We start from the raw sequence: 11,243 nt of genomic DNA, 5'->3' as shown, positions 1-11,243 counted from the left end.
CCGCTCGACCCAGCAAAGCGATCTGCAAAAGGCTCTGGCCGACGCCAACAGCCTGATCATCACCGCGCAGACCCGCCCCGAGCGTGCGCAGGCGGAAATCTCCGCCAGCCAGACGCGCATTCAGCAGATCAACAACATCCTCAAGTCCGGCAAGGACAGCGGCAAGACCGTCAGTGCCGAGCAGCGCGACCAACTGAACGCCGAGCTCGCGGCGCTGAACGCACTGATTCCGCTGCGCCGCCAGGAACTGGCCGGCAACAGCCAGTTGCAGGATCTGGGCAACAGCCAGCATGACCTGCTCTCGGAGAAAGCCGACCGCCTCGACCGCGAGATCCAGGAACTGCAAACACTGATCAACCAGAAGCGTCTGGCGCAGTCGCAGGAAACCGTCACCCAGCAGTCGATCGAAGCACAGAAGGCCGGCGGCAGCAGTCTGCTTGCCATCGAAAGCGCGGCCAACCTCAAGCTTTCCGACTACCTGCTCAAGAGCACTGACCGCCTCAACGAAGTCACCCAGCAGAATCTGCAGACCAAACAGCAACTCGACAGCCTGACCCAGAGCGACTCGGCCCTCGACGAGCAGATCAACGTGCTCAAGGGCAGCCTGCTACTGTCGAAGATTCTCTATAAGCAGAAGCAGGCGCTGCCGCGACTCAAGGTCGACCGGGACCTGGCGGATCAGATCGCCGACATTCGCCTGTGGCAATTCGACGTCAGTCAGCAGCGTGAGCAACTGAGCAATCCGTCTGCCTATGTCGACAACCTGCTGACCACGCAACCGCCGGAACAGGTCACTCCGCAACTGCGCAAAAGCCTGCTGGATCTGGCCAACACCCGTGCCGACCTGCTCGAACGCCTGAACCGCGAATTGAGCGCCATGCTCAACGAATCGATCACCCTGCAACTCAACCAGAAACAATTGTTGAGTACCGCGCAAAGCCTGCGCGCGACCCTCGATGAGCAGATGTTCTGGATTCCCAGCAACAAGCCGCTGGACGCTGAATGGATACGCAGCGTGCCGGAGCGGCTCAAACGTCAGATCGATACCCTGCCGCTGGCTTCCAGCCTGAGCGAGCTGACCGATGGCCTGACCCAGCGTCCGCTGCTGTTCCTGCCGCTGGCCCTGTTGATCGGCGCTCTGCTGTGGCGGCGCAAGGCGCTGTACGCACGACTGAACAAGGTTCACCAGGACATCGGGCACTTCAAGCGTGACAGCCAGTGGCATACGCCGCAGGCGATCCTGATCAATATTCTGCTGGCGATGCCAGTGGCGCTGGGCCTGGGCCTGTGCGGTCTGGCCCTGCAGATCGATGCCCGCGGGCAAAACGCCAACATGGGCGCGGCGTTGCTGCAAATGGGTCAGGCGTGGCTGGTGTTCTACACCGCCTACCGGATTCTTTCGCCGGGCGGCGTGGCCGAGTTGCACTTCCGCTGGGACAAGCCGCAGGTCGAGTTCCTGCAGGGCTGGATCCGTCGCCTCGGGCTGGTGGTGATGGCGCTGGTGACCGTGGTGGCCGTCGCCGAGCTGCAACCGGCGGCGCTGGCCGACGACGTGCTCGGCATGCCGGTGGTATTGACCTGCTACGCGCTGATGGCATGGCTGCTCAGCCGCCTGCTGATCAGCAGCCCGGCGCACGAAAACACCTCGTTGTTCCGCAAGGCCGTGGGTGTGATGTTCACCCTGCTGCCGATCGCCCTGTTCGTCGCGGTATGCTTCGGCTACTACTACACCGCGCTGAAACTCAGCGACCGGTTGATCAACACCCTGTACCTGCTGATGTTCTGGCTGGTGATCGAAGCCACGTTCGTTCGTGGTCTGGCGGTCGCCGCACGACGTCTGGCCTACCAGCGCGCCCTGGCCAAGCGTCAGGCGGCGAAAGAGGCCGGCGACGGCGAAGCGGTTATCGAAGAGCCGACGCTGGATATCGAAAAGGTCAACGAACAGTCCCTGCGCCTGATCCGTCTGGCCCTGCTCGGCGGCTTCATCGCCGCGCTGTACTGGGTCTGGGCTGACCTGATTTCGGTGTTCTCGTACCTGGACAACATCACACTTTACGAATACACCAGCGGCACCGGCGCCAACATGAGCATGGTGCCGATCAGCATCGGCGACATGCTCGGCGCGCTGATCATCATCGGCATCACGTTCGCCCTGGCGCGCAACTTGCCGGGTCTGCTGGAAGTGTTCGTGCTGTCGAAACTCAACCTGGCCCAAGGCAGCGCTTACGCGACCACGACGCTGCTGTCCTACGTGATCGCCGGCGTCGGTTTCGTCTCGACCCTGTCGACCCTCGGCGTCAGCTGGGACAAGTTGCAGTGGCTGGTGGCAGCGCTGTCGGTGGGCCTCGGTTTCGGTATGCAGGAGATCTTCGCCAACTTCATCTCCGGCATCATGATCCTGTTCGAACGCCCGGTGCGGATCGGCGACACCATTACCATCGGCAACCTGTCGGGCACAGTGAGCAAGATCCGCATCCGCGCCACGACCATCACCGACTTCGACCGCAAGGACATCATTGTCCCGAACAAGACGTTCATCACCGGGCAGCTGATCAACTGGTCGCTGACCGACACCATCACCCGCGTCACCCTGAAACTCGGCGTCGATTACGGCTCCGACCTGGATCTGGTCAAGGAACTGCTGCTCAAGGCCGCCCGGGAAAACCCGCGCGTGCTCAAAGAGCCCGAGCCGCACGTGTACTTCCTCAACTTCGGCGAAAGCACCCTCGACCACGAACTGCGCATGCACGTGCGTGACCTCGGTGACCGCAATCCGGTGATCGACGAGGTGAACCGCTTCATCAATCGCGAATTCAAGAAGCAGCACATCAACATCTCGTTCCGCCAGATGGAGGTTTACCTGAAAAACCTTCATGGCCAGGAATACAAGTTGGTGCCCATCGAGGACGAGAACAAAACCATCGTGCCGATCAGCGGTGAGCAAAAGCCGCTGCAAGAGCCGCCGCCAGCCAAACTCGACTAACCGGTCTGATCCCAGCAGAATGCTCGGACATTCTGCTGGAGCCGGCCCGTGAAAGCCCTCGACGAACTGACCTTCGACAACCGCTTCGCCCGCCTGGGTGATGCGTTTTCCGCCCATGTGCTGCCCGAGCCGATCGACAACCCGCGTCTGGTCGTCGCCAGCCCCGCCGCGCTGGCCCTGCTCGATCTCGACCCGACAACGGCTGACACTCAAGAGTTTGCCGAGCTGTTCGGCGGCCACAAGTTGTGGGCCGATGCCGAGCCACGGGCGATGGTCTATTCCGGGCACCAGTTCGGCGGCTACACGCCGCAACTGGGCGATGGTCGCGGGCTGTTGCTCGGCGAGGTCTACAACAACGCCGGCGAACACTGGGACCTGCATCTGAAGGGTGCCGGGCAGACGCCGTTTTCGCGCATGGGCGATGGCCGCGCGGTGTTGCGTTCGTCGATCCGTGAATTCCTCGCCTCCGAGGCGCTGCACGCGCTGAACATTCCGTCTTCGCGCGCGGCCTGCGTAATCGGCTCTGACACCCCGGTTTGGCGCGAGAAGCAGGAGCGTGCGGCGATGGTGCTGCGTCTGGCGCCGAGCCACATCCGCTTCGGCCACTTCGAATATTTCTACTACACCAAGCGCCCCGAGCAGCAGAAATTGCTCGGCGAACACGTATTGGCGATGCACTTCCCCGAATGCCTGGAGCAGCCGGAACCGTATCTGGCGATGTTTCGCGAAATCGTCGAACGCAATGCTGAACTGATCGCCAAGTGGCAGGCCTACGGCTTCTGCCACGGAGTGATGAACACCGACAACATGTCGATCCTCGGCATCACATTCGACTTCGGCCCGTTCGCCTTCCTCGACGACTTTGACGCCAACTTCATCTGCAACCACTCCGATGATCAGGGCCGCTACTCGTTCAGCAACCAGGTGCCGATCGGCCAGTGGAACCTCAGCGCCCTGGCTCAGGCCCTGACGCCGTTCATCAGCGTCGAGGCCCTGCGCGAAGCCCTCGGCCTGTACCTGCCACTGTTCCAGGCGCATTACCTTGACCTGATGCGCCGCCGCCTCGGCTTCACCACCGCCGAAGACGACGACCAGAAACTGCTCGAAGACCTGCTGCAGCTGATGCAGAACAGCGGCGTCGACTACACGTTGTTCTTCCGTCACTTGGGCCAAGAGTCAGCCGAAAAAGCTGTCGCCCACTTGCGCGATGACTTCGTCGACATCAAAGGCTTCGATGCCTGGGGCGAGCGTTACGTAGCACGGGTTGCCCGCGATGGCGACAGCGATCAGGAACAACGCCGGGCGCGCATGCACGCGGTCAATCCGTTGTACATCCTGCGCAACTATCTGGCGCAAAAAGCCATCGACGCCGCCGAACAAGGCGACTACTCCGAGGTGCGCCGGCTGCATTCGGTGCTGAGCAAGCCGTTCGACGAGCAGCCGGGGATGGAAGGTTACGCCGAGCGGCCACCGGAGTGGGGCAAGCATCTGGAGATCAGTTGTTCGTCTTGAGGCAGACTAGATGAACACCTCTACAGGCACCTTGAAGTAGTCGGCCAACCAGCGAACCTGCCGCAGGTTCAATTTGCGCTTGCCGTTCAGAATTTCTGAAACAACGGATTGAGTACCCACACCCGGCAGATCGCTTTGAGTCAGACCATGTTCGCGCATCATGTAGCCGAGGACCTCTTCTCCGCTCGCATCGGCCATCGGATGGTGTGTGCGATCCCACTCGGCAATCCAGTCACTGATGATGTCCAGCAGACTCGCGAGTGGGTGCGAGCCATCATCACCGGTTATCTCAAGGATCTCGTCGACGGCCTGAACCAAGGCGTCGTAATCCTCTTCATTTTTCGGTTTTCGCAGCAACGGAGAGACAAACTCCCAGTGCTCGGCAACTGTCTTGATCAAACTACTCATACCTTTCCCTCCTTCCATTTGCCCCGATCGTATTCGCGGCGGTCGAGCACATGCTTGATGTAGAGCCTTTGTGACCGATAACTGACAAAAGCGATTAGCCTCAGTTTGTTGCCACCAATGTCGAAAACGTGGAGATCACCCACCTTGTCGGTGGCAGGAAATATCGACTTCATTGCCGCAAAGTCCTTTGGATAACTCCTGCTTGCCAGACGAAACCATTGCGCTAGCGCGCTTGCTGCCTGTGGCCACTGCTCCTTGGCCTCTCGAATGGGTTTTTCACTGAACACATGCATGCAACATCCTTATCGCATTCTGCTATGGGGAGTTAATCACAAAATAAAATTATCGCAACTTGCGATACATCCACGCAGACCAACGGTCTGCTTCGGTACGACTCAGCCTAGATCCAACATTGAAATCCGCATGATTGAAAATATGAGCAAACGTCTCCAATTAGGGTTTATCGCCCTTCACTGGACCTCGCTCATGACCACTCCACTCCTCATCCCCTGCCCCGCCTGCAACGGCCTCAACCGCATCCCCGCCGAACGCCTCGCCGACCAGCCAAAATGCGGGCGCTGCAAATCCGCGGTGCTGTTGAGCAAGCCGTTCGAACTCAAGCAAGGCGATTACGCCAGCCAGATCAAGGGCGATCTGCCGCTATTGGTGGATGTGTGGGCGGACTGGTGCGGGCCGTGTAAATCGTTCGCGCCGGTGTTCGAGCAGGCGGCGGCGCAGTTGGCGGGCAAGTGCCGGCTGGCCAAGCTCGACAGCGAGGCTAATCAGCAGTTGTCGGCGCAGTTGGGGATTCGCTCGATTCCGAGCTTGATTCTGTTCAAGAACGGTCGGGAAGTGGCGCGCCAGAGCGGGGCGTTTCCGTTGCCGCAGTTGATGGCGTGGCTGCGTAGCCAGGGCATCTGACCCTCCGGAGAACCCAATGTGGGAGCGAGCCTGCTCGCGAAGGCGCCCGTTCAGTCACCAGAGATGTTGAACGTGCTGGCCTCTTCGCGAGCAGGCTCGCTCCCACAGGAAAATCAGTGGTCTTCGAGCAGATTGTGCAGTTCGACGAACTGCTGCGTCAGCTTGTGCCGTGGGTCGAGGTGGATCAGCGGGGTGCTGGCCTGGTGCGACTCGCGCATGCGCACCGAGCTGCTCAGATACACCGGCAGCACTGGCAAGCCCTCGGCGATCAATTCATCGAGCATCTGTTGCGGCAGGCTGGCCCGGGCCTGAAACTGGTTAACCACAATGCCTTCGACTTCCAGGCCATCGTTGTGGTCTTCCTTCAACTCTTCGATCTCCGCCAATAGCCCGTATAGCGCCTGGCGCGAGAAGCTGTCGCAATCGAAGGGAATCAGCACGCGATCGGCGGCGATCAGCGCCGACACCGCATAAAAATTCAGCGCTGGCGGCGTATCGAGATAAATCCGGTCGTATTCGCCGTCCAGCTCATCCAGCAATTTGCGCAGCTTGTTGATCTTGTGTTTGGCCTCAAGCTTGGGCTGCAGATCGGCCAGCTCAGCGGTGGCGGTGATGATGTGCAGGTTGTCGAACGGGGTTTCGTAGATGTCGGCCTGGTTTTTCTTCGAGAACGGCCCGGAAGACAGGGTCTGCTTGAAGAAGTCGGCAATGCCCATCGGTATGTCATCGCCGGTGAGCCCCGTCAGATACTGAGTGGAGTTGGCCTGGGCATCGAGATCCACCAACAGCGTGCGATAGCCTTCGCTGGCGCTGACCGCCGCCAGATTGCAGGCAATGCTGGATTTGCCCACGCCACCTTTCTGATTGAACACCACGCGCCGCATGACAAAACCTCCGTGTATCAAAGAATGACCGAGTGTAGTTGTCTGCGCGTGCGCTTCGCTACCTTCAACGACCCGGACTACAGAGTCAGGTGCAAATATCCCCACCACAACAGAGCAAAAACCGTCATTGATCGCCGAGATACCCGACAGACAGGCCTGTGCCAATCTGGATAATGGCTAATTGACAGTTTTTCCACGAACCGATCGGTACATTTCACTGCGCAAAATGTAACCAGTATTTGCTACACACTCGTCGCACCGGGATAATGCGCGCCACCCGAACGTCAGACGCCACGCCGCGTCCGGTAACGTCAGCACAGCCCGGCTGCGGCTTTGGCGACTCAACGCGTCAATACAGGCCCGCAGGGGCGGGATAAATGCCGTGATCAACTTCAACATCGCCCAATGGCGCGCGTGGGCCCCAGGGCTCGACAGCGTGGACGCCTGGCAGGCCTGGAGCCGACAACCGGTCGTGCTCCAGAGCAGTGATGCCGCGCCCGATGTGTCGTTTCTGCCAGCCATGCAGCGCCGTCGACTCAGCCGTCTGGCGCGCATGGCTTTCAGTGTCGGCTGGCCATTGGCCGAAGGGCACGAACATTTGCCGCTGGTGTTTGTGTCGCGCCACGGCGAAACCCCGCGCACCTTCGAAATCCTCAGTGATCTGGCGAAAGACGAGCCGTTGTCGCCGACCCAGTTCAGCCTGTCGGTGCACAACGCGATCATTGGTCTGTGGTCGATCATGCGCGGCGAAACCAGCGAAATGACCGCCCTCGCGGCGGCGGGCGATGGCCTGGAACATGGCATGCTGGAAGCCGCGGCCCTGCTCGGCGAAGGCGCGCCGGCAGTGCTGCTGATCATCACTGAAGAACAGCCACCCCAGGCTTATTCGCAGTGGGTCGACGACGTGCCCTTCCCTTATGCGCTGGGCCTGTTGCTCACCCCCGGTACCGACTGGCGGCTGACCCTGAACAGCGGCCAGGAAGCAGTGTCCAAAGCGCACTGGCCACACGCGCTCAATCTGGTGCGCACCCTGCTCGGCCAGCAATCCCATTGCCAACATGCCTGGAAAAATCGTGTATGGACCTGGCAACGCAACCCGTGAGCGAAAAGAACCGCGACGCCTATTACTGGCGCTTGCTGGCCACTGCCGCAAGTTTTGCCCTGTTCGGGCTGGGCGGGCTGTGCCTGCGGCTGCTGGTATTTCCGCTGCTGGGCTGTTTGCCGGGTGACGCGCTCAAGCATCGCCAGCGCGCGCGGCTGACCGTCAGTCGGCTGTTCTGGTTTTTCGTGCGGTTCATGGCCCGTACCGGCGTGCTGACGTATGACATTCAAGGGGCTGAGCGCCTCGGCCGGCCGGGCCAGATGATCATCGCCAACCACCCGTCGCTGATCGATGTGGTGTTCCTGATCGGCCTGGTGCGCCATGCCAATTGCGTGGTGAAGAAAAACCTGTGGGAAAACCCCTTCACCCGTGGCCCGCTGCGCAGCACCGAATACATCAGCAATGACGGCAGCATGGAAATGCTCGACGCCGCTGCCGAGTGCCTGCAAAACGGCCAGACCCTGATCATTTTTCCCGAAGGCACCCGCACGCAACCCGGTCAGGCGCCGGCCTTTCATCGGGGGGCTGCGGCGATTGCCCTGCGCGGTGCGAAACTCCTTACACCGGTGGTCATCAAGGTCAGCCCGACCACTTTGACCAAGGCCGAACCCTGGTATCGCATCCCCCGCCGCCGCGTGCACTTCAGTTTTCGTGTCGGGGCCGATATAGACCCACAGACTTTCGCAATGCAAGGCCCGGCCCCGCAGGCCTCGCGCAAGCTCAACGATTATTTGCACTCTTACTACATCAAGGAGCTCGCCGAAGATGAGCGATCTGCACCGTGAAATAAAACTGCTGATCATCGACGCCCTGGGCCTCGAAGACATCAGCGTCGACGACATCGGCGATGAGCAGACGCTGTTTGGCGAAGGCCTGGGCCTGGACTCCGTCGACGCACTGGAGCTGGGTCTGGCGATCCAGAAAAAGTACGGCATCAAGATCGACGCCGACGCCAAAGACACCCGTAACCACTTCACCAACGTGGCGAGCCTTGCGGCGTTCGTCACGGCAAAACAGGCAGCTTGAGACCGGACCATGCAAACTCGTGACGACATTTTCAACACCCTGCGCGATGCCTTGGTCGAGCTGTTCGAACTGGATCCGGCGCGCATCAGCCTGGAGTCCAACCTGTATCAGGATCTGGAGATCGACAGCATCGACGCAGTCGACCTGATCGATCACATCAAACGCCAGACCGGCAAGAAAATCGCCGCCGAGGAATTCAAGTCGGTGCGCACTGTCGGTGACGTGGTTGAGGCGGTCTACCGCCTGGTTCAACCGGCCGCATGAGCCGATTGATCGGCCTGGGCCTGCTGCTGGCAGGCCTGCTGTACCCCTTTGCGGTGTATTTCGGCATGGAGCACTTCGCCCCGTGGCAGTTCGGCCTGCTGCTGGGCGGCCTGTGGCTGGCACGCGCACTGACCGGTGAGCGCAAACCCGGCAGCCGCTGGATGGCCTGCGTGGCGATCGTGTTCTGCCTGCTGCTGGCGGTGTTCGACAGTCCGCTGTTGCTGCGCTGGTATCCGGTGCTGATCAGCGGCTTCATGCTGGTGCTGTTCAGCCTGAGCCTGAAATACGGACCGCCGATGGTCGAGCGTCTGGCGCGGCTGCGCGAGCCGCAACTGCCGCCCGAAGCCATCCGCTACACCCGCCAGGTCACCGTGGCCTGGAGCGTGTTTTTCTTCTGCAACGGTTTGTGCGCCGCGCTCCTGACCCTGTGGGCGCCGCTGCATTGGTGGATGTTGTACACCGGCCTGATTTCCTATGGATTGATCGGCCTGATGTTTGCCATTGAATGGCTAATACGACAACGGGTGAGAGGCCGTAAATGAACTGGATAAAACTTGAGCAACTGTTGCTCAAGGCCCTGCCGGAGCGTGCGATCAGCGCCGCCCCGGCCCTCGATCACATACAACTTCGCGAGCAGGCGCTGAGCGTTGCCGCCGGCCTGCAAGTGCGCAATGTGCAGCGCATGGCTGTACATCTGGAAGACGCCGCCGACCTCGCCATCGCACTGCTCGGTGCCTGGCGTGCCGGTGTCAGTGTGCTGTTGCCCTCGGACCTGCAAGCGCAGACCCGCCAGCGCTGGTCGAGCGAAGTCGATCTGTGGCTGAGCGATCATCCCGATGACGCTCACCTGAGCGATCTGCTGCAGCCTGCCCTGCCCGGCGTTGAACTGGATCTCGAGCAGTGCCGCCTGAGCCTGTGCACCTCCGGCTCCAGCGGTGAGCCCAAGCGCATCGACAAGACGTTGCGCCAACTGGCCAACGAAGTCGAGGCACTGGAGCAACTGTGGGGCGCGGATCTGGGTGAGGCCTGGATCATCGGCAGCGTCGCCACCCAGCACATCTATGGTTTGCTGTTCCGCGTGTTGTGGCCGCTGTGCGCCGGGCGTCCGTTCGTGCGCAGGCAACTGCCATTCCCGGAAGATCTGCAGCGCGCCAGCCGCGAGCACCCGGCCTTCGCCTGGGTCGGCAGTCCAGCCCTGCTCAAACGGATGGGCGACAACCTCGACTGGCCGGCCCTGAGCGCCGTGCGTCGGGTGTTTTCCTCCGGCGGCGCATTACCGGCAGATGCCGCGCAAAGCCTGCATGATCGTTTGCAACAGTGGCCGACGGAAATCCTCGGCAGCTCGGAAACCGGCGGCATCGCCTGGCGTCAGGGCGAGAGCCTGTGGCAACCCTTCGCCGGGGTGGAACTGAGCCAGGACAGCGACGGCGCTCTGCTGATCGCCTCGCCCTACCTGCCGGCCGGACATGTCGAACACACCGCCGACGCCGCACGCATCGCAGCAGACGGCCGCTTTGAATTGCTGGGGCGGCTGGACCGCATCGTCAAACTCGAAGAGAAGCGCATCTCCCTGCCGATGCTGGAGCAGGCGCTGGTCGCCCATGCCTGGGTTGCCGAAGCGCGGCTGGGCGTGGTCCAGGAAAACCGCGCAGTGCTCGGGGCGCTGCTGGTGCTCAGCGAGGACGGTCTGTTCGCCTTGCGCGAACACGGCCGCCGCAGCCTGACCGAAGCGCTGCGCAAACATCTGAGCGAGCATTGCGAAGCCCTGGCCTTGCCCCGGCGCTGGCGTCTGGTGCGGCAACTGCCGCTGAACAGCCAGGGCAAGCTGCCGCAGGCCGACATCGAAGCCCTGCTGCTGGCACCGAGACCGAAGGCACCCGAGGTGCTGGAACAGGTCGAAACCGACGGCGAATGGAGTCTGCAACTGAGTGTTCCGCCGGATCTGGCCTACTTCAGCGGCCACTTCCCCAAAGCCCCGGTGCTGCCCGGCGTGGTGCAAGTCGAATGGGCGCTGAAACTCGGTCAGCAACTGCTGAACCTGCCCGGCAAATTCGCCGGCATGGAAGTGCTGAAATTCCAGCAACTGGTGCGCCCCGGCGATGAAATCCAGCTGCACCTGCGTTTCGATCCCGAGCGCGGCAAG

12 protein-coding genes are annotated in these 11,243 nt (G+C 61.4%); 9 read left to right on the top strand and 3 right to left on the bottom strand.

Annotated elements, in window-relative coordinates:
- Together mscK and selO are read left to right on the top strand one after the other, a co-directional pair.
- Window positions 1-2,983 (top strand): mechanosensitive channel MscK (mscK, locus tag DBR18_RS27915; RefSeq protein ID WP_108592759.1); only part of this gene is annotated, 2,983 nt, incomplete at its 5' end.
- A 48-nt stretch (window positions 2,984-3,031) separates the two neighbouring features.
- Window positions 3,032-4,495 carry a protein adenylyltransferase SelO gene (gene selO, locus DBR18_RS27910; RefSeq protein WP_108592758.1) on the top strand — a complete coding sequence of 488 codons (1,464 nt, stop codon included), beginning with the start codon at window positions 3,032-3,034 and terminating at the stop codon, window positions 4,493-4,495.
- Window positions 4,496-4,501: 6 nt separating this feature from the next.
- Here selO and DBR18_RS27905 read toward each other — a convergent pair whose 3' ends face one another.
- Window positions 4,502-4,903 carry a type II toxin-antitoxin system HigA family antitoxin gene (locus DBR18_RS27905; RefSeq protein WP_108592757.1) on the bottom strand — a complete coding sequence of 134 codons (402 nt, stop codon included), beginning with the start codon at window positions 4,901-4,903 and terminating at the stop codon, window positions 4,502-4,504.
- Window positions 4,900-5,196 (bottom strand): type II toxin-antitoxin system HigB family toxin, encoded by a 297-nt coding sequence (locus tag DBR18_RS27900; RefSeq protein WP_108592756.1) that lies wholly within the window; start codon window positions 5,194-5,196, stop codon window positions 4,900-4,902. The genes DBR18_RS27905 and DBR18_RS27900 overlap by 4 nt, the downstream gene beginning before the upstream one ends.
- Before the next feature lie 193 nt (window positions 5,197-5,389).
- Between DBR18_RS27900 and trxC the strand changes: the two genes are divergently transcribed.
- Window positions 5,390-5,824, top strand: a complete 435-nt coding sequence (gene trxC, locus DBR18_RS27895; protein WP_007967298.1) for a thioredoxin TrxC — start codon at window positions 5,390-5,392, stop codon at window positions 5,822-5,824.
- A 113-nt stretch (window positions 5,825-5,937) separates the two neighbouring features.
- Here trxC and DBR18_RS27890 read toward each other — a convergent pair whose 3' ends face one another.
- On the bottom strand, window positions 5,938-6,708 hold the full coding sequence (locus DBR18_RS27890) for a ParA family protein (protein ID WP_108592755.1): 771 nt from the start codon (window positions 6,706-6,708) through the stop codon (window positions 5,938-5,940).
- 382 nt (window positions 6,709-7,090) lie between these two features.
- Here DBR18_RS27890 and DBR18_RS27885 point away from each other — a divergent pair, with 382 nt between their 5' ends.
- The 6 genes from DBR18_RS27885 to DBR18_RS27860 form a co-directional block, all read left to right on the top strand.
- On the top strand, window positions 7,091-7,810 hold the full coding sequence (locus DBR18_RS27885) for a beta-ketoacyl synthase chain length factor (RefSeq protein WP_108592754.1): 720 nt from the start codon (window positions 7,091-7,093) through the stop codon (window positions 7,808-7,810).
- The gene (locus DBR18_RS27880) at window positions 7,786-8,595 is read left to right on the top strand and encodes a 1-acyl-sn-glycerol-3-phosphate acyltransferase (RefSeq protein ID WP_108592753.1); all 810 of its coding nucleotides are present in this window, start codon (window positions 7,786-7,788) and stop codon (window positions 8,593-8,595) included. The genes DBR18_RS27885 and DBR18_RS27880 overlap by 25 nt, the downstream gene beginning before the upstream one ends.
- Complete coding sequence (locus DBR18_RS27875; protein WP_007967290.1) at window positions 8,576-8,836, top strand: phosphopantetheine-binding protein; 261 nt, start codon at window positions 8,576-8,578, stop codon at window positions 8,834-8,836. The genes DBR18_RS27880 and DBR18_RS27875 overlap by 20 nt, the downstream gene beginning before the upstream one ends.
- 9 nt (window positions 8,837-8,845) lie before the next feature.
- The gene (locus DBR18_RS27870) at window positions 8,846-9,100 is read left to right on the top strand and encodes an acyl carrier protein (RefSeq protein WP_003220947.1); all 255 of its coding nucleotides are present in this window, start codon (window positions 8,846-8,848) and stop codon (window positions 9,098-9,100) included.
- The gene (locus DBR18_RS27865) at window positions 9,097-9,642 is read left to right on the top strand and encodes a hypothetical protein (RefSeq protein ID WP_108592752.1); all 546 of its coding nucleotides are present in this window, start codon (window positions 9,097-9,099) and stop codon (window positions 9,640-9,642) included. Before DBR18_RS27870 ends, DBR18_RS27865 begins: the two co-directional genes overlap by 4 nt.
- On the top strand, window positions 9,639-11,243 hold a 1,605-nt coding region (locus DBR18_RS27860; protein ID WP_108592761.1), incomplete at its 3' end, for an acyl-CoA synthetase family protein. The genes DBR18_RS27865 and DBR18_RS27860, both read left to right, overlap by 4 nt.

The sequence above is a fragment of the Pseudomonas sp. HMWF021 genome (assembly GCF_003061005.1).
Classification (GTDB): domain Bacteria; phylum Pseudomonadota; class Gammaproteobacteria; order Pseudomonadales; family Pseudomonadaceae; genus Aquipseudomonas.
The sequence above is the reverse complement of the archived record's forward strand: the minus strand, read 5'-3'. Positions and strand labels throughout refer to the sequence as shown.

Bases quoted from the DNA above. Each gene is read 5' to 3' on its own strand.
- DBR18_RS27900 (WP_108592756.1), bottom strand. From the start codon at position 5,196: ATGCATGTGTTCAGTGAAAAACCCATTCGAGAGGCCAAGGAGCAGTGG.
- DBR18_RS27865 (WP_108592752.1), top strand. From the start codon at position 9,097: ATGAGCCGATTGATCGGCCTGGGCCTGCTGCTGGCAGGCCTGCTGTAC.
- DBR18_RS27890 (WP_108592755.1), bottom strand. From the start codon at position 6,708: ATGCGGCGCGTGGTGTTCAATCAGAAAGGTGGCGTGGGCAAATCCAGC.
- trxC (WP_007967298.1), top strand. From the start codon at position 5,390: ATGACCACTCCACTCCTCATCCCCTGCCCCGCCTGCAACGGCCTCAAC.
- DBR18_RS27880 (WP_108592753.1), top strand. From the start codon at position 7,786: ATGGACCTGGCAACGCAACCCGTGAGCGAAAAGAACCGCGACGCCTAT.
- DBR18_RS27905 (WP_108592757.1), bottom strand. From the start codon at position 4,903: ATGAGTAGTTTGATCAAGACAGTTGCCGAGCACTGGGAGTTTGTCTCT.
- DBR18_RS27870 (WP_003220947.1), top strand. From the start codon at position 8,846: ATGCAAACTCGTGACGACATTTTCAACACCCTGCGCGATGCCTTGGTC.
- DBR18_RS27875 (WP_007967290.1), top strand. From the start codon at position 8,576: ATGAGCGATCTGCACCGTGAAATAAAACTGCTGATCATCGACGCCCTG.